Annotated in this window: 16 protein-coding genes and 1 pseudogene; 10 read left to right on the top strand and 7 right to left on the bottom strand. The window is 49.7% G+C overall.

The genetic code is table 11. The features are described 5' to 3' along the window. Positions 1-29: 29 nt before the first annotated feature. From ACR6Z4_RS27115 to aroA, 4 genes are all read right to left on the bottom strand, one after another. Positions 30-1,571, bottom strand: a complete 1,542-nt coding sequence (locus tag ACR6Z4_RS27115; RefSeq protein ID WP_479720466.1) for a tetratricopeptide repeat protein — start codon at positions 1,569-1,571, stop codon at positions 30-32. A 190-nt stretch (positions 1,572-1,761) separates the two neighbouring features. Beyond that, positions 1,762-4,113, bottom strand: a complete 2,352-nt coding sequence (locus ACR6Z4_RS27110; RefSeq protein ID WP_479720465.1) for a tetratricopeptide repeat protein — start codon at positions 4,111-4,113, stop codon at positions 1,762-1,764. Between the two features lie 9 nt (positions 4,114-4,122). Beyond that, positions 4,123-4,980, bottom strand: coding sequence for a calcium-binding protein (locus ACR6Z4_RS27105; RefSeq protein ID WP_479720464.1), 858 nt, complete (start codon positions 4,978-4,980; stop codon positions 4,123-4,125). A gap of 663 nt (positions 4,981-5,643) precedes the next feature. Next, the gene (gene aroA, locus ACR6Z4_RS27100; protein WP_479720463.1) at positions 5,644-6,990 is read right to left on the bottom strand and encodes a 3-phosphoshikimate 1-carboxyvinyltransferase; all 1,347 of its coding nucleotides are present in this window, start codon (positions 6,988-6,990) and stop codon (positions 5,644-5,646) included. Between the two features lie 292 nt (positions 6,991-7,282). Between aroA and ACR6Z4_RS27095 the strand changes: the two genes are divergently transcribed. From ACR6Z4_RS27095 to ACR6Z4_RS27070, 6 genes are all read left to right on the top strand, one after another. Further along, positions 7,283-7,801 (top strand): hypothetical protein, encoded by a 519-nt coding sequence (locus ACR6Z4_RS27095; protein ID WP_479720462.1) that lies wholly within the window; start codon positions 7,283-7,285, stop codon positions 7,799-7,801. After that, on the top strand, positions 7,798-8,865 hold the full coding sequence (locus ACR6Z4_RS27090; protein WP_479720461.1) for a glycosyltransferase family 4 protein: 1,068 nt from the start codon (positions 7,798-7,800) through the stop codon (positions 8,863-8,865). Before ACR6Z4_RS27095 ends, ACR6Z4_RS27090 begins: the two co-directional genes overlap by 4 nt. Beyond that, a complete protein-coding gene (locus ACR6Z4_RS27085) occupies positions 8,862-9,614 on the top strand; it encodes a phosphonate ABC transporter ATP-binding protein (RefSeq protein ID WP_479720460.1) in 753 nt (250 codons plus the stop codon). Before ACR6Z4_RS27090 ends, ACR6Z4_RS27085 begins: the two co-directional genes overlap by 4 nt. A 2-nt stretch (positions 9,615-9,616) precedes the next feature. Continuing rightward, positions 9,617-11,383 carry a PhnE/PtxC family ABC transporter permease gene (locus ACR6Z4_RS27080; protein ID WP_479720459.1) on the top strand — a complete coding sequence of 589 codons (1,767 nt, stop codon included), beginning with the start codon at positions 9,617-9,619 and terminating at the stop codon, positions 11,381-11,383. 431 nt (positions 11,384-11,814) lie between these two features. Then, the gene (locus ACR6Z4_RS27075; RefSeq protein WP_479720458.1) at positions 11,815-12,261 is read left to right on the top strand and encodes a hypothetical protein; all 447 of its coding nucleotides are present in this window, start codon (positions 11,815-11,817) and stop codon (positions 12,259-12,261) included. 361 nt (positions 12,262-12,622) lie between these two features. Then, the gene (locus ACR6Z4_RS27070) at positions 12,623-12,946 is read left to right on the top strand and encodes an RNA-binding protein (protein WP_479720457.1); all 324 of its coding nucleotides are present in this window, start codon (positions 12,623-12,625) and stop codon (positions 12,944-12,946) included. Between the two features lie 154 nt (positions 12,947-13,100). On the opposite strand, the gene ACR6Z4_RS27065 is transcribed toward ACR6Z4_RS27070, so the two are convergent. Together ACR6Z4_RS27065 and ACR6Z4_RS27060 are read right to left on the bottom strand one after the other, a co-directional pair. Next, positions 13,101-13,424 carry a helix-turn-helix domain-containing protein gene (locus ACR6Z4_RS27065; protein WP_479720456.1) on the bottom strand — a complete coding sequence of 108 codons (324 nt, stop codon included), beginning with the start codon at positions 13,422-13,424 and terminating at the stop codon, positions 13,101-13,103. Positions 13,425-13,427: 3 nt separating this feature from the next. Then, positions 13,428-13,804: pseudogene (locus tag ACR6Z4_RS27060) on the bottom strand (type II toxin-antitoxin system RelE/ParE family toxin). A gap of 364 nt (positions 13,805-14,168) precedes the next feature. Here ACR6Z4_RS27060 and ACR6Z4_RS27055 point away from each other — a divergent pair. Beyond that, complete coding sequence (locus ACR6Z4_RS27055; protein ID WP_479720455.1) at positions 14,169-14,699, top strand: hypothetical protein; 531 nt, start codon at positions 14,169-14,171, stop codon at positions 14,697-14,699. A gap of 179 nt (positions 14,700-14,878) precedes the next feature. On the opposite strand, the gene ACR6Z4_RS27050 is transcribed toward ACR6Z4_RS27055, so the two are convergent. Then, the gene (locus ACR6Z4_RS27050) at positions 14,879-15,847 is read right to left on the bottom strand and encodes an AraC family transcriptional regulator (protein WP_479720454.1); all 969 of its coding nucleotides are present in this window, start codon (positions 15,845-15,847) and stop codon (positions 14,879-14,881) included. A gap of 219 nt (positions 15,848-16,066) precedes the next feature. Here ACR6Z4_RS27050 and ACR6Z4_RS27045 point away from each other — a divergent pair, with 219 nt between their 5' ends. The 3 genes from ACR6Z4_RS27045 (at position 16,067) to ACR6Z4_RS27035 (ending at position 18,161) form a co-directional block, all read left to right on the top strand. Then, the gene (locus ACR6Z4_RS27045; RefSeq protein ID WP_479720453.1) at positions 16,067-16,795 is read left to right on the top strand and encodes an SDR family oxidoreductase; all 729 of its coding nucleotides are present in this window, start codon (positions 16,067-16,069) and stop codon (positions 16,793-16,795) included. 27 nt (positions 16,796-16,822) lie between these two features. Then, on the top strand, positions 16,823-17,356 hold the full coding sequence (locus ACR6Z4_RS27040; protein WP_479720452.1) for a carboxymuconolactone decarboxylase family protein: 534 nt from the start codon (positions 16,823-16,825) through the stop codon (positions 17,354-17,356). A gap of 64 nt (positions 17,357-17,420) precedes the next feature. Then, positions 17,421-18,161 carry an SDR family oxidoreductase gene (locus tag ACR6Z4_RS27035; protein WP_479720451.1) on the top strand — a complete coding sequence of 247 codons (741 nt, stop codon included), beginning with the start codon at positions 17,421-17,423 and terminating at the stop codon, positions 18,159-18,161. Positions 18,162-18,338 lie beyond the last annotated feature (177 nt).

Below are 18,338 nucleotides of genomic sequence, written 5' to 3'. Positions count from 1 at the left end.
GGAATCAAGTGAACAAAAAAACTAACCCATCAAGCAATTTTGCGAATCATTAATTGATAAGACCGATATAAGATTTCAGCTTGAGATTGAACTCTCGACAAAAAGGCATCGATTCCCAGTTTGGGATCTTGCCCCGGAAAATCTGGATCTTGCCATTCATAATCATCGAAAATCATCACGCCCCCTCCTTTAAGTAATCGCCACGACAACGTTGCATCTTGCTGGACATGGTTGGCTAAGTGGCAGCCATCGATATAAATCACCTGGTAGCTATTGGGAATGAGGGTGGGTAACAGATCGTGCGAGTTGCCCAGAAGTCGGGTGACTTTATGCGCAACTCCTGTTTTAGCCAGATTGCGTTCAAACTGATCTTGAAAGTTGGGATCAATGCAGGTGAGCCGAGAGGATGTATGGGTCAGCACGTTATCTAATAACCAACAGGCTGACATTCCTTGATAACTGCCGATTTCTAAAATACTGAGGTTGGGGGTGTGGGCAAAGGTCTTAAGATGCTGCTGCCAGCTAGGAATGTTGTGGGAAAACCAATCTTGGGTAAACTGGTAATTGTTGACAGCACACTGATACCACCCGCGCAGGTCACAGGCTCGCTGGTGTTGGGCGATCGCATCGGCAAAGGCTCCTTTGAAATTAAGGGCGCGTCCCAAAAATGTATGTGCCCAGGCGTAGTCGCGTTTGAGGGCAATCACCTGACGGGCAACATTAATGACGTCATCCCATTTCCCTTGTTGGGCTAACGCTTCGAGTAAATTGTGATAAGACCAGGGGTAATCTGGATCGTTTTGTATAGCGTTTCGAAATGCGCGCGCGGCATCGTCAAATTGTCCTAGTTTTAAACAACAATCGCCCGTACTATAATACGCCCAGGCAGCATCAGGTTTTTGGGTGGTAACGGCGAGAAAATGGGGAATAGCAGCCTGCCAATCTCCTTGCTTTTCTAGCGTTTTACCCAGTCCCCAGTGCGATTCGATATGGTCAGGTTGCAGTGACAGAGCGTGTTGATAGTTGGCGATCGCCGCCTGGATATCTTCTTGCTGAGTCAGAGCAACGGCTAAGTTATAGTAGGCTTCAAAAAAATCAGGTTTTAGCTCAATGGCTTGTTGATAGTAAGCGATCGCTTCTGCCACCCGTCCTTGAGGCATCAACACATTCCCCAAATTAAAGAGATTGGTTGGGGTTTTCCAATCAGGGTTCAGCGTGAAGGCGCGTTGGCGGCAGGTCACTTCTTCAGGCAATTTACCCAACTCGGTATAAATGTTTGCCAGACTCCAATACGCATCGGGCAAGTCGGGTTGAATACTCAGGGCTTGCTCATAGGCAGCGATCGCCTCAATCCAGCGTTGCTCCTGGGCATGCAGTTTTCCTAAGCGCGCAAACAAGGCGGCTCGATCGTGATGCGGTTGCAATGCCTGGGTGTGCCAATCCATGGCTTCTTCAAACCGTCCCATCGATTGCAACACATTCCCCAACATTTCGCAGGCTGGCAAAATGCCAGATCCTTCCCACAAGGCCTGGTTGAAAGACGCGATCGCAGTGTCTAAGTAGTTGGGCATGGCGTTTGGTGGAAGCAAGGGGAAGGGGTGAGGGAGTGAAAAGGGTGGGGGATGAAGAGGTGGAGGGATGAAGGGATGAAGGGGTGGAGGGGTGGAGGGGGGAAGGGGTAAAGGGGTAAAGAGGTGAAGAGGTGAAGGGATTGAGAGATGGAGGAGGGGAGGGATATCTGTTGATGTGGTGGTGCAAAAGTCAACCTGTGGCTAACTGTCTAACAATCATGTCCTGTAATACGTTCAGGTCGATCCAAATGTCTTCGGTGAGGGGGTTGGGGTAGATCAGCTGGCGAATGGGATGACAGGTGAGGCTGCGTCCAGCTAAGAAGTAGTGTTCGAGTCCAAGATGATTGCTGATAACCCAATAGTAAGGGCGAAGGTAGTGGGGTGAAACAAGTTCGATGATTTTGGTGCCGGGTCGGCAGAAGGTCAGGTTGGTTAACCCGCTGCCGTGGGGCGCAATGATGACATCGGCATGGTTGAAGTAAGCGACTTGTTCGGCAACAGACAAGGATTCAAGGGATAGAGCAACATAGCCGTACTGCTGAAGTTGGTCAATCAGCTCTGGTTCGTTCAATACCCGCCGATAGCGGGCGTTGGCGCGGCTGATGTAAAGATGGGTAGGATAGTCGGTCTGGGTCGGTACGGCAGCTGAGCCGGAGAGAAAGGTTTGGCGGAGAAAGTGGAGTGCCCAGGATTGTGCCCACCCTAAAAATCCAGTTAATGGCGGAACGATAAGCTGATCGGTCTGGATGTAGGGATGGCGATCGCTCTCGACCACCCGATCGGGGGAAATTCCCAACCGTCTCAGCGTTTCGTGTTGAAAGGGTCGCTGTTGACTGTTGACCACAATCCAATCAATCTGGGTCGGCTCAATGCCTTGCTGCCGCAACTGTTCCAATCGTGGCAGGATGTCGATCATCCAATGAAAATAAATATGTCCCGATAGACCGCTTAAGACCGCTACGGTACCATTGAGCCAGTCTGGATCCGGTAAGGATTTGGGATCGGGGATGCGTTGAAAGCTCTGATGCGATTGTTGGCATCCCGGTAGTTTGCCGGGGTATTCGCGCGACAGATCAGGTAACAGGTGATGATCGGCATCAAATACGGCGATCGCATGGCAGATGATCCAATCATTTTGCTGCGGTGCTACCCAAACCGAACCGTTGGGCACGATCGCGACATCAGAGGATACTGTTTCCCCTAGCTCCGGCAACGTCCCAGACAGATGATAGCAGCCGTTGCCTAAATGAATAGGTTGAAACGCCTGCCATAAGCGCTGTAAGCAAGGGGTGCAATTTAATCCGGCACAGGGAGACGCTGTAGCATCAAGCTGAACGGATGCAGGAGCATGAATCACAGAAGGATTGGGTATACCCTGAAGGCTTTCGCCTTGCTCTTGATCCAGCGCTTCTAATACCTGTCGATAATAGGCGATCGCCCGGTCGGGTTGCCCTTGCTGTTCTAAAATGTTGCCCAGTTGCATCGAGATGGCGGTGTTTTGGGGATGGGATGTGGCAGCCAGATGGCACACTAAAATGGCAGCGTTGAACCGTCTTTGCAAGGTCAAACAATGGGCAAGGGCAAGCAAAACGTTGAGGCGGTGAGGCTGGAATTGCAGGGCACGCTGATAAAACGACTCGGCGTGTTGATAGGCGTCATTCCCCCCATAAGCCGTAAGGATATTGCCCCAATGGAAGCAAACATCTGCCCAACATTCACTCACCTGAGCCGCGATCGCATCCTCCAGCACGAATGTTTTGAGAAATCGTTGAATCGCAAGTCTGACCCGGACTAATTCATCATTATCAGATACTTCACTGTGCTGTAGGGATTGAGGGTGCGGGCGCTTCGCGTCCGCACCCTCAATCCCTACAGCCGCTTCAACCGGGAAAGCGTAGTTCGTGAGATAGGCGTCAATCCAGTCGCGATCGCAGGCGATCGCCTGTTTCCAACACGCGAGAGCCGCTTCCAGCTGACCCAATTTCATCTGAGAAACACCGCAGTCGCTAGCGGCATCCGTTAGATCAGGATCCAGCAAAAGTGCGTGTTGAAAGCAGTCAATGGCTAGTGAATGGTGTCCCTGGTGTTGCCAGACTTTACCCAAATTATGGTGTGCCATCACCAACGTCGGGTCTAGCTCAATCGCCTGTCGATAAGCCGCGATCGCCGCTTCTAGTTGCCCTAACCCAAATAAGGCTTGCGCCCAATAGTTGTATAAAACGGCTTCATGGGGTGATTGCGCGATCGCCTGTTGATAGACCTGGGCAGCCGTGGCAAATTCACCCTGACGCAACAGGACAATTCCTAAATTTCTGTAAGCACTCAGCCAGTCAGGTTGTAAGGCGATCGCCTGTTGATAATGGGTCAAGGCTTCAGCCCACTGACCTTGCTCCGTTAACACAGTGCCTAAATTGTGATGGGCATCCGCATAGTGTTGCTGGAGGGCGATCGCGTGTCGATAGCTGGTTGCAGCACCGACTAAATCGCCCTGTTGATGCAAGATGCAACCTAAGTTGTAATGCAGTTCATGCAGATCTAGCACCCGCCCAACCTAGAAAATTTCAAAGTCAGCAGCCGTAATCGGTAAATTCTTATCCAACTGCAACAAAATCAGATCTTTGCCCTGGTTGGCGTTGTAGTAAACCAGACCTGTGCTGCTTTCGTAAATTAACTTCGCCGGGTCATCGGCAGGTACTTCATCAATATTGGTCACCAGCTTAAAGTCATCAGCCGATAGCTTACCCGACGCAATATCGGCATCCTTCAGTAATCGCTTGTCGAGCTGAATCGTGTCGTCTACCGGATTGAAGTCTGAGATAGTATCGACTTTGTCTGGATTGCCACTGCCAGTTGAACGGAATTCAAAGCGGAAGACATCCTTCCCGGAGCCTCCCGAGAGCAGGTCAGTCCCCCGTCCCCCCGAAATTTCGTCGTCACCTGCGCCGCCTGAAATTGTGTCATTGCCAGCATTGCCCGACAGGTCATCGTCGCCCGCACCACCTACCAGCCTGTCGTCTCCGGTATCGCCGATGAGGACGTCGTCACCATCATTGCCAATGATGAGGTCATTGCCCGAACCGCCTCTCAATCTATCATCACCTGCACCCCCAATCAGGCGGTCATCTCCAGCCCGACCGCTCAGAGAGTCTTCTCCAGCATTACCAGTTAGATGGTCGTCATTGCGACCTCCCACCAAAAAATCATCCCCACCCCGTCCACTCATCTGAAAAATTGTTGGGGTATTGGCAGGAATTGCAACGATTCGATCGTTCTGCCCACTGCCCCTCGCGATGACAGTACCAGGAGGTGCATCAGGGGGATTTCTTAGGGTTACTCTCCCTTGGCTAATGACTCGAACATCGAAATTGGGAAAAGTCCCCGAACCGGGAGTCGTGACAAATTCTGACATGGCAGTTTTAACAGTAAATGCAGAACTTCAATAAACATCGCGTTTTTGAGAACGCTCGTCTGTTTGAATCTGTTACTGTGACCGCTAGAGCAGAATTAACCTGGTCTAGAATCACACCTCAAACACACACGGTAAAAACAACTCACGGAGCCGATCGATCGCCTATCGCCTGTCAATCATGTTTAAGATCACAACGTCAATAAAACTTAGATAATTCGTCTTTGAAAATCTGGCGGTGCCAGATTTTCAAAGACAAACGGTCTGGTTTATGCAATTCACAATCTCGGGGAAAATTTCTTTAGAGAGGGTTGAAAGCAACCTTGCTCTAGAAATTTTGCCCGACATCTGCTGACCCTCTATCAAGAGGGTAGGCGGATTGGGATCAACCGTTTGTATCCGTAAATACCCGTAGAAGCAGCGTTCGGTTGAAGCGCTTCTCGACTATTTAGAAGTTGCCTTTATGTGGATACAGACTTGAATCAAAGAGACTTGTGCCTCACCTCGACATTCATCGATGGGATCAAGCCGTTATGCACTCCAGCCGTTATATCAAAGCTTTTGAGGTTTAATCTTCCGTGAAACCACGGGGCAGGATTTGCAAACTTTTACGCTTTTTTGTGTCCATTGTTTACGTATGTGTCATGCGATCTGAGTCTACGTAATTTACTCCTTGACTAATTTCTCAAGTGTAGTAGTGAACTCTGGATAGGAGACAGCAGCGGCTTCAGCCCGATCGATCGTCGTCGTACCGCTGGCATTGAGAGCAGCGATCGCCAGACTCATAGCAATTCGGTGATCAGTGTAACTGTCTACCTCTGCACCTGTTAATGGAGTGCCACCTGTGATCTCCAATCCATCCGGTAATTCAGTAATCTGTGCGCCCATTTTGGTCAATTCTGATGCCATGACGGCAAGGCGATCGCTTTCTTTGACCCTCAATTCCGCCGCATCACGGATAATCGTTGTGCCCTTAGCAAAGACAGCAGCGACCGCTAAAATCGGAATTTCATCAATTAATCGCGGGATTATATTGCCTTCAATCACACAAGCCGTTAGCTCACTATGGCGCACCCGTAAGTCGGCAACAGGTTCACCCGTAACCTCGCGCGGATTTTCTAGCGTAATATCTGCGCCCATCTGCTGAAGCACTTCCAAAATCCCCGTGCGGGTCGGGTTGATGCCAACATTTTGTACCAGCAGATCAGACCCCGGCACAATTGCCCCCGCGACCAACCAGAAGGCAGCAGAGCTAATGTCACCCGGCACAATCACCTGTTGACCCGTGAGCCGAGCTGGTCCCACCACTGTGGCACTACAGGCTTCCGGATCGACCAAAATCTCAGCCCCAAATGCCCGCAGCATCCGTTCGCTATGATCCCGCGACAGGGCTGTCTCAGACACAGTCGTTTTACCCTCGGTCATCAACCCTGCCAACAATATGCAAGACTTTACCTGGGCAGAGGCGATCGGCGATTGGTAATGGGTTGGCGTCAGTGCCTGTCCTTGAATCGCCAGCGGTGCCAAGCCATTACCCCGACTCCAGATCTGGGCACCCATGGCTTGCAAGGGTTTAATTACCCTGGACATAGGACGCGATCGCAAGGATTGATCCCCAGTGACCGTAAAAAAGCGCCCCGGATGAGACGCCATAATGCCTAACATCAGTCGAATGGTCGTCCCTGAATTGCCGGCATTGAGAACATCCTGTGGCTCTTGTAACTTGCCGATGCCAATGCCTTTGACGATAACCAAATCGGTATTCAACTCCGAGATGTCTGCCCCCATGGCTTGAAAGCACGCAGCCGTACTGCGGGGATCTTCTCCGAGTAATAAGCCTTGAATTTGAGTTTCACCTTCGGCAAGGGCACCCAACATTAAGGCGCGATGGGAAATAGACTTGTCTCCGGGAATGCGAATCTGACCGTGCAAGGATAGCCCGGATGGGGATGGGGCAATCTTGAGCGATTGGTGATTTTCCGTAGTATTGAGGGCGATGGTTGAGGTTGACATTGAGATAAACTGACATGGTGCGGCGATAGTCATCCTACCCTAAAGCAACCGGGAAGAGCGATCGCAAAGCATGAATTGTGAAACTTAAACTATGAAGAGACTATAAAGGATGTGGAAATTACAGTAGTCCTAAAAAAGTCATGATTTTCAGGTGGGCGGGCGTTGCCCGCCCACCTGAAAACTAAACACATCCAGGCGCAAAGCGCTGTATCTCTTCACCTCACTGTTTTTCGTATTCCCTGCCCTTCACTGCCCGTCTGCATCTACCTCCTCACCCTTCCCCTCACCTTTTATGTTGACTTACCATCGCAAACCCGTCTGTTTGTCATTAATGTCCTTTGATCTGCCCCTGTGGTCAGTCGTGGAAACGGCTGCCACGCTTTACCAGCGCGATCAGGAACGGTTTCATCTGTTGCTCACCGAACCCCATATCGAAGACTATCAATCTTCACCGTTATCAACGCCGTCTTCTCTGGGTGCTCCATCTGCCTATGTCTTACCGACTGCCGAACTCCCCACGCCGCGTCTGCTGTGGTTAGAAATTTCGCCCTATCGCGTCATCATGACGATGCAAGGCAACGGCAAGTCCAGCTACCGCCATTTTTGGGAGCAGGGGGTGTATGGGTTGAGTCGCTATTGGCTGCAAGATGAGCGGGTTAGCTCCCATGACCAACTGCGCTTGCGAAACTTTACTCGCAGCCTGGAACTCAGCGCCAATCCCTTGCCAGAGCATTTGCGGGTTGAATATGAATTGTGGGCAAATCAGCTTTGCATGGGTCGGTATGTCTTGAATTTGGAGATCCATCATTGAGGTTGCTGTTTCTTTCGACCCCCGTGGGACCCTTGGGATCAGGGTTGGGAGGTGGCGTTGAATTAACGCTTTACAACATTGCCCAGGAGATGATGCGACGGGGGCACGCTGTCACCGTGGTTGCGCCGCAGCAGTCTGAACTGGAGGGCGTGTCGATTGTCCCGATCGCCGGACACTTGCAGATTACAGCCCAAAGCCAGGGGCGTCAGACACCAGTGCTGATTCCAGGCAATTCTGTACTGGCAAATATGTGGGCTTATGCGCGGCAGGTGGCAGCCGATTATGACGTGCTGCTGAACTTTGCCTATGATTGGTTGCCGTTTTATTTGACGCCATTTTTCCCCTGCCCGATCGCCCATTTAGTCAGTATGGGATCGTTGTCGGATGCCATGGATCAGATCATTGAACACGTTGCGATCGCCTTTCCCAAAACCATCGGCGTCCATAGTTTGGCGCAAGCGGCAACGTTTTCGTTTGCCGATCGCTGTCGTTGTCTGTTGAATGGATTAGATCTATCCAAGTACGAATTTTGTGCGCAACCGCAACCGTCGATTGCGTGGGTAGGGCGACTGGCTCCCGAAAAAGGGTTAGAAGATGCGATCGCCGCCGTTCAAGCTGCCCAAGTCCCCCTGAAAATTTGGGGTGCGCTGTCAGATCCCGACTACTGGCAGCACATTCAAGCAACCTATGCCGATGCACCAATTCACTATGAAGGGTTTTTGCCAACCCATGAACTTCAGCAGGGCTTACGTCACTGTCGCGGCTTGTTGATGACGCCCCATTGGGTAGAAGCGTTTGGTAATGTGGCGATCGAAGCACTGGCGTGCGGGGTTCCGGTGATTGCTTATCGTCGCGGCGGTCCCGCAGAAATTGTCGAACACGGGAAGACAGGGTGGTTGGTTGAAGCCGATCAGGTTGAAGGGTTAGTCGCGGCGATCGCTAAACTCGATCAGATTGATCGCTCAACCTGTCGCCAACGGGCTGAAGCGCTGTATTCCATGACAGCCATGGGCGATCGCCTGGAAGCATGGTTTCAAGACATTTTGACCGGCAACCCGCTATGAGTTCGGCACTTCCTGTATTTGAACTGAGGCAGGTCAGCCACCAATTTGGACACGTCCCCGCATTAAGCCATCTCAACCTCCAGATTGCAGCAGGTGAACGGGTGGCACTGGTAGGGTCAAGTGGTGCCGGAAAAAGTACAGTCTTGCGATTGCTGAATGGCACCTTGCGCCCCAGTCAGGGTGAAGTATGGGCATTGGGACGCAACCTCAATACGCTTTCTACGCGATCGCTGCGGCAGGTGCAACAGCAGATAGGGAGCATCTATCAGCAGTTTCATTTGGTCGATAATCTGGCAGTAATTCATAACGTCAATGCCGGACATTTGGGACGCTGGTCGGTATGCAAAGCTGCTTTATCTCTACTGGTACCGCAGGATGTAGAAATAGCTGCCAAAGCCTTGCAACGAGTAGGAATTCCAGAAAAGCTGTATGCCCGAACCGATTCCCTTTCGGGGGGACAACAACAGCGGGTGGCATTGGCACGGGTATTGATCCAAAATCCGTTAGCAATTCTGGCAGATGAACCCGTCTCTAGCCTTGACCCGGAACTGAGCCGCGAGGTGATGGCGCTGTTGCGAGATCTGGTAGCAGAAGCAGGTAAAACATTAGTCGTCAGCCTCCATTCCGTTGATCTGGCACGCACATTTTGCGATCGCTTGATTGGGTTACAAGCTGGTGCCATGGTGTTTGATTTACCGGCTGATGAAGTATCCGACCATCATCTATCCGCCTTATACCGATTGCAGTAGATATGGCACACCCTCCCCCTTCACCGACGGCTGCATCACTCCCCTGGTTAACCGCGCGATCGCTCTGGGGCAGCGTGATTGTAGGAGCGATCGCCCTTTGCCTGTATACCACCGGGATAGGGCGGCAGGATGTGGTGAATCTGGCGGGGGTGCCCCTCTTATGGCGGTTTTTGGTTGCCAGCTTGCACCCCGACCTCAGTCCCGATTTTTTATCCCTTGTCTGGCAAGCGACTTTGACCACCCTTGCCTATGCGGTTTGTGGCACCTTCCTCAGCGTTCTGTTGGGGATGGTAGGCGGAGTGCTGTTATCGGAAGTCTGGTGGTCATCGGTATTCCCACAAGCGACCTGGCAGCGATCGCTGTGGGCGTTACTGCGCTTTGGATTGGCGATTCCGCGCGCCATTCATGAATTAATTTGGGGCTTGTTTTTTCTCAATATTTTTGGGCTGGATCCACTGGTTGCTATTTTGGCGATCGCTATTCCCTATGGTGCGATCGTGGCTAAAGTCTTCTCCGAAATTTTAGATGAAACACCCCGTCAACCTTTATTGGCATTGCTGAACAGCGGCGTTGCACCTGTCACTGCCTTTCTCTATAGCCTGATTCCCCAAGCCTTTTTGAATCTACTGTCTTACATCTTTTACCGATTTGAATGCTCCATTCGCTCAGCTGCCGTATTGGGCATCATTGGAGCCGGAGGATTAGGCTACGAAATTTTTCTCAGCTTACAATCACTCCGCCACGAACAACTTTGGACTCTGTTTGCTGCCCTATTTTTATTAAATGGCAGTGCAGATTTGAGTAGCGCCGGATTGCGTCGTCGTTTAGGTTCACCTAGCCGATTGGACTTGAATTGGCGAAAACAATCTACACCAATATCCACTGATTCAACCATGAAGTCCCTTCCTATGAATCAGACCAACGCGATCGTGAAACGATCCTACTTCATGTCCCATGATGTTACCCTGATCGGTGCGGGATTGGGTGTGCTGATTTTGATTCCTACTTGCTTTGCATGGATTCATGCAGACTTCAGCAAACTCTGGTCGCCCCGTACCGCGCAATTGCTGGGGGATATCACCCAATCAGCCACTCCCCCCAATTTCTCCGGCGACTTGCTGATGCAACTGTTGCCGCTCTCCCTGCAAACCCTGGCAATGTCCATTTTAGCGATCGCCCTTGCCGGATTGGGGGGTATATTGCTGTCCGTTCCTGCTGCCCACACCTTCTTTCTGCCCGGTGGCTTATTCAATCCCACCCAACCCAGTGCCATCAAGCGATCGCTAGCCTGGTTGGGGCTACTTCTAACCCGATTCATCTTGCTGGGGTGCCGTGCTATCCCCGCCCCCATCTGGGCATTGGTCATGCTATTTATCCTGTTTCCCGGCATCCTTCCCGGTGCGATCGCCCTTGGCATCCACAACCTCGGCATCCTGGGACGCTTGATGGCAGAAGTGAACGAGAACCTGGATCAACGTCCTTTGATTGCTCTCAAAGCTCAAGGTACACCCGCATCATTAGTATTTTTATACGGCATCTTGCCCATGACCCTGACCCGATTTCTGGCATATATCCTCTACCGTTGGGAAGTCTGCACCCGAGAAACCGTGATTGTTGGTTTAGTCGGTGCCGGAGGGCTGGGACGCTTACTCACCGAGCAACTCAGCAGCTTCGATTATCGTAGCGTCATCGTTACATTAGGATGTTTCATCCTCCTCACCTTTGCCGTCGATTGGCTCAGCCACCAAATGCGGCGATCGCTACGATAACATCGAATATCGCGAAACAGGATGTATCGGCGAATTCATTGCACATAGGTTTCTTCCGTGCGATAGGCGTAGCGCCTCAGACAAAAGCATCCCACCCCTGCTCCAGCAATTTCTTAGTAAGTGGCTGCGTAGAGATAAGTAGATGTATTGTGCATCTAATAGCACATCCACTCACCTCCGTAAGGAATCTGAAAATATGCGGAAAGATTCTTGCTAATCAGCTTAAACAGCATATTATGCGGAAATAATCGGCATAAGTAGTAATTTTGGGATCTTAGGCAGAAAATTTCTGCCTAATCGCCCGTTTTGGGATCTTAGGCGGAAAAATTCCGTCTACTAATAGTTATGCGGCTGGGTGCTTGGTGTAGGTGCAACCAAAAGCTTGTCTGTAAGTGTTTAAGAATTGGTTATGGTCAAAGGAGTATCACTGAGTGGCAGACGATAGTGACGTTTTACTCAAGTTCTGTGAACAGCAGTGGGCAGAGGCGAAGCAAGCCGAAGATCAACGTGCAAGTCTTACCAACATCATTCTAGGGGTTGCCGCCGCTATTATTGCTCTCGTAGCGCAAAAAGGGCTAGCCAAAGAAACCTTACCCCTTGCCATCCTTTTAGTTGTCTTAGGCGCTTATGGAGCGATCGCTTCAGAAAAGTTGTACGAGCGACATCAATTTCACAGTGAACGGGCATGGGCTTGGCGAGAGAAGATAAACGAACTACATCCCAATACTCATCTGCTCATTTTGAAAGATGAAGCAGTCAAAAGGCACAGTCGGAAATTCCCCAGAATGAACAAGATCCGGCTACATCATTTGTGGCTTATTTTGCACTTAATCATTGCTTCAGCAGGTTTAATCCTGGCTATTATCATTGTTTTATGATTTCTGCTGGATGTTTTGAACTTGATACAGGCAGTAACAATTTATAAAGCTCCACAGAAGGGAAAAGGGCAGAAACTCTTGAAAGATGGATTTCATCCTGCCGACTTTCCGTATAGCCCTCCTAATGCCGATGGAAAATGCTACTTCGCTGCTCCAAACAGTAGGAGCCTTGCTGAGGAATATTGTAAGTATTACAAGGATGGAGTGTTAGAAGTTACAATTGAGCAGAGAATTTATGATCAGTACTTTAAGTCCCTTGAAAAGCCTTATCAAGGTGGATTATACATTGAGCTAGCAGTCCCTCACAGCTTGTTTCCTATTTTGAACCAATTTCCAAGAGTTCTAAAGTCGGAGTAGTGCCATGAGCAATGATTTCTGGAATCAAATAAAGTCTAAGTATCGTTTTGGAACGCTGATTTACGGAAAGGTTGAGTATCATACTCCATTTGGTATCTTTGTTAATATTGGTGACAAAACAGTAAGAGGCATTGTTCAGATTACAGATTTTGTGGATACAGGAGATATGACACCAGAAATGTATCCTGATATTGGCTCTCCAATAGGGGCAATTGTCGTTGGTTATACAGAAGATGAGCGAAACCAAGTTTGGTTAAGCGTAAAGCCTAGTGTGTTGCAGAAAGCACTTGTACATCTCAAAGTTCCGGCTACAAGCGAGAAAGCATAGAAGCGTTGTCGCCGCATAACACTGCGTCGGTGCGAGCGGAATAGAGGTTGTCGATGAGAGTTCAAGGTGATCTGCCACCGCATAACTTCACCGTTAGCTGGCTTCGTTTCTGGGCTAGGGCTAGTACAGGAAGATGAGTTGTTAGTGCTCAAAATCACGAAGCAACAACGCGCGTTTGAGCTTGTGCATGAGATTTGGGTTTCACTACAATTTCCACATCTCGCCCCAAAGCATTGAGAAAGCGAAACAATCGTGCGGTGGAAAAACCTGCTAATTTGCCGTTGATTAATGCCGAAATCTTAGGTTGGTCAATTCCTAATGCCTCTGCTGCCTCAATTTGGGTCATTTGTTGAGTTGTAATGATGGTGCTGATCCGTCGAGCAAGTTCTGCTTTAACTAGCAATTCGTCAGCACTGTCTAAACTCAAATCTGCAAACACATTGCCGCTACTGGCTTGTACTCCAATTTCTTCGGTCATATTTTACTCTCCCTTGTGTTGGCTGTAGTGTTGTGCGTAGTGTTCCCTAGCTCGTTTCAGTCTGTTTCGATTAGGTCAATATCCTGTTTAGGGGTAGCAATACCTTGCTTTGATTTTTTCTGGAAAGCGTGTAAGACGTAAACCACTCCAGCCAGTTTTACGGTGTATACGGCTCGATAGGTATCTCCGTCAAAATCTTCTACAATCTCCAGTACTCCGGTTCCCCTAAATCCCTTGAGTGGTTTGGCTGAGGTATGCTTTTCACCACATTGAGCCAAGTACAATGCGTAGCCAACGGTTTGCCGCACATCCTCTGGGAACTCCTTCAAATCGTCTAGGGAGCTTCCAACCCATTCAACTGGCTTTGAAGATGTATTCATACTTTAAATATGCTAGTTTTGGCATATTATTGTCAATAGTCAGGTTTCATCTGTTATTGCCAGCCAGCTAACACGTCACGGCAGCAGACAGGGGAAAACCGCTGGTGCTTAGTTTAAGGTTGTCTGCCACCGCTGCGTTTTGCTGTTAGTGCGATCGCCGCTCTTGTAGGGTATGTTCTCCAAGTCAATTCTTAATTACTCCACCAATAAATTCCTGAAAACGCACCAGAGTTGTGGATGTTCAGAAGTGCGATCGCAATCTCACAACGTCCATGCACACCGACCGCCGAGAATTTACTGTTGGGATTGAATTATCTGCGGCAGATGATGGATATCATTAGACCGCCAGCACCTTGAACTCGTCATGGATTCACTCGGCAACTATTTACTTAACATCGAGACGGCGCTCAACGATCACCTTGGGTTCCACACTCCTCAAACACTTGATGTGGGTGAGGTTCTGCATCAGTTTGTCTTCTTGCCAACCTTCCATCCCCCCAGTACGCTCGTCCTTGAGCAATCTGCGAGTGACGCGACTGCGTACTTTGCATTCTTGTATGGCTCGGTCTCGACTGAGGGAGCCGATGGTTGCTGGCAAGACATTCAACCTGTTGACCCAAACCTGATGACCGCCTTCTCAACGGCGGCTGAGGTAGCCAAGCCCTGGGACTTCCCAAATGCCGTTACCAACAGCCGAGATGGCATCCTCGCTGGGTACCGGGTGCAGACCATGGAACGAAGTGCCCGGTTCTATGCCTTCAACCCTATCAACGAGGAGCATCCTGGTCAAATTGCGTGGCTCAAGCAGGGGCTTCATCTGGCTCGATCGCTCTTTCGCTCTGCGGATGCCGTTCTTTATCTTAGGTCTTTACACGAGTACTTTCGCGCCCACTGAACCTGGCGTTAACGAGTGCGATCGCCGCTCTTGTAGAATGCGTTCCTCAAGACAACCCTTAATTACTCCGCCAATAAATTCCTGAGATGAACTATCGAAACCACAGGTCTACATCTAGAAGATTCTGGATTCGCCCGGAACCATACTCTCTGCACGTCAATCCCAAATCTGAACGAGAATCAACCCACTCGTAATCGTTCAATATCTCGGATGGGAGGCGCACCAAACATGCGGGAATATTCTCGACTGAACTGCGAGGTACTTTCATACCCAACCCGATAAGCAGCCTGAGTTGCATCGATCGCCTCGGCAAGCATGATCTGACGGGCATTCATCAGTCTCAGATGCTTTTGATATTGCAACGGACTCATGGAGGTGACTGCCTTAAAGTGGCGATGGAGCGATGCTGTAGACATATTCGCTTGTTCAGCTAATTCTTCAACCCGCAACGGTTGGGCAAACTCTGTCTTGATTTGTTTGATCACATCTGCAATGCGCTGCATGTTGCTGCCAGAGGTTGCAACCTGACGAACAGCTTCCCCTTGTTCATCGGTGAGTAGACGGTAATAGATTTCGCGGATAATCAGGGGAGCAAGAAACGGAATATCCTGCGGTGTATCTAAAAGTTTTGTCAGTCGAATGGCGCAATCAATCAAAGATGGACTCGCATCACTAATGCACAAGCCTCTTATAGAGTTCTCTTTCGTATCGATATCTGGATTTGTTTGAACAATAATTTCACAGAGTTGGGCTGGATCTAGGTTCAGCTTTAAGCCGAGATAGGGTTGATCGGGTGTTGCCTCGATCATGCAAACGCTCAGGGGCAAATCCACCGACGTTACTAAATATTGAGCGGCCCCATACTGAAAGTTTTCTTCACTGAGCGATAATTTCTTTTCGCCCTGAACCACCATCGCAAACAGTGGTTCGCTAACATCTTCTATAGTTTTGGAAGTATCGCATCGCACGAAGACTAAGGGATCGATCGCGGTTGGATAATACCCACTTCTATCACTGCTCGTATGCCGCTCGATGAGTGTCGCCAATTCTGCACATTTGGCGATCGCCAATTGCCGTTGTATTAGCAAAGTCTCTCCATTGGTAGAAGCGGCGATCGCCACTTCATGGCTCAGTGTCTTGCTCGTCATGATGGTTTCTTGACTGATAGAACACTTGTCATGCCTGCATTATAGGAGGCGTTTTCCTTAACCAAGCCTTGTTTGAGAGAATCAGGCAATCATCTGCAAGATTTGTGTATTTGGGCAAAGGCAGATTCAGCCTACGATGACCTCATGCTGAAAAGCAGAAAGTATTCACTCATCAGGCTTCGAACTCGTGTTGCAAACACAAGTCGGTAAATAACCGTTATGAATGCAAATGAAAAAGTAGTTTTAATCACGGGAGCCAACAAGGGAATCGGCTTGGAGATTGCGCGTCAACTTGCTCAAAAGAACTGTGTGGTGCTGCTTGGTAGCCGCGATCGCATTCGTGGAATAAAGGTAGCTGAGATGCTCAAGCAGGTTGGCAATGTTCAACCAATTGAAATCGATTATGCGCGTCCAGATACGATCACCCAGGCGGCTAAAACAATCGACGCTGAATTCGGCAGGCTCGATATCTTAGTCAACAATGCAGGCATGGCTGATCCGGCTGATGGTCTGCCCAGTCAAACTGATGTCACCGCTGTTGAACACATCCTGGCGACGAACTTCATCGGTCCGCTGCGAGTCACACAGGCAATGCTGTCACTGATTAAAAAGTCAACCAGCGGTCGCATTGTGAATATGTCGAGCGAACTCGCATCGCTCACACTCAATGGTGATCCAGCGTGGAAATTTGCCCAATCCAAGTTGCTGGGTTACTGCGCGTCTAAAGCGGCATTGAATATGCTCACCGTACAGTTAGCATCTGAATTGTGTGACACCAACATCAAGGTGAATTCTGCCGATCCAGGGTTTACTGCCACCGACCTCAATCAATTTCGTGGAGAACAAACGATCGGGGAAGGGGCCATTGAACCCGTGCGGCTAGCGTTGCTTGATGATGATGGACCGACTGGTAGCTTCTCTGGAAGAAATGGTGAACTTCCCTGGTAGATATACCTTACAAACGCGAGGTTTTTTATGAAAGTTGCGATCGCATCATCTCGACAAACTGTGTATTGGAGAAAAGTCATCAACAGAATAATCGCTGCCTTGGGATGCATTTTTATTACGCTACTCGTTGTGTTTCTACCTGCGATCACTACTGCACAAACTCAACCAGCAACGATTGCACCACAAACTCAACCAGAACAGAGTCGCCGTGAACGAGGCAATCAAGTTATCAATAAACTAACCAGTGGGGCAGGGCAACCCGTACTCGATGCCCTCCGTCAGGATTTTCCATTTCTTGCAGATGCGATCGTTGATTATTCGCTTGGTGAAGTCTGGTCGCGTCAGGGACTAGACGATCGCACCCGTCAGCTTGCCACCGTTGCCGCCTTTGCCGCCGCTGGAAATCTGCCACAACTAAAGATTCATGCAGGCTATGCCCTCAGACTTGGCGTAACGCAAGACGAACTTAAAGAAATCATTTACCTCACCACAGTAACGGCTGGTTTTCCGCGCTCGATTGATGCGGCACAAGCCATGAGAGAAGTCTTTACCGCGCAATAAAAGCGTTTTAGCACGACAAAACAAGTTCACTTCATCACTGCAAAATAACCAGGAGATAAGACTCATGACGACCCATAAAAACACCCAAAAAGTGGTGCTGATTACAGGTGCAAGTAGCGGCATTGGTGAAGCAACTGCCAGATTACTGGCTCACAACGGTCTACGAGTTGTGTTAGGCGCACGGCGTACCGATCGCCTCGAAGCGATCGCCTCTGAAATCCGTGAGAAAGGGGGCGTAGCAGAATATCGCGCACTAGATGTAACTAACCTCGAAGACATGCAAGCCATTGTTGAGTTTGCAGAAAATAAGTTTGGTCATCTGGATGTCGTAGTCAACAATGCAGGGATCATGCCACTCGCCAAAGTAGAGGCATTACAGATCGACGAGTGGAATCGCATGATTGATGTCAATATTCGCGGTGTCCTTCACGGCATCGCGGCTGCCCTCCCTATCTTTAAGCAGCAACAGTCTGGACAGTTCGTAAATATCTCCTCCATTGGTGGGCATATCGTCTATCCGACAGCAGCCGTGTACTGTGCAACCAAGTTTGCCGTCTGGGCAATTTCTGAAGGACTGCGGCAGGAATCGACGGATATCCGGGTTACGATCATCTCGCCCGGAGTGACCCAATCTGAACTCCCCAGCACAACCACCGACGTTGAAGCCGCGCAGTGGTTAGAGGAATTTCGGGGAGCCGTGATTCCACCCGATGCGATCGCTCGTGCCATTGCCTTTGCGATCGAGCAGCCCGCAGATGTTGATGTGAATGAAATCATTGTTCGACCGCTTGGGCAGTCTAGTTAAGCATCAACTGCATTAGCTATCAATTTCAGCGCCTAATGTTAACGGGAAGGGGGAAAGAAATGCAGCCAAGCTATTTTCCCTTCCCTCATTCCTCATGGAAAAAGAATTGGTATTGAAATGGGTGCAGATGGCGATCGCAGTTTTTATTTCAGATTCTCAAACCCTTAGGGCGTGTTT

This window comes from Calyptranema fuscum S582, from assembly GCF_055793305.1.
Note: the sequence above shows the minus strand (reverse complement) of the source record. Positions and strands in the feature narration are given on the sequence as shown.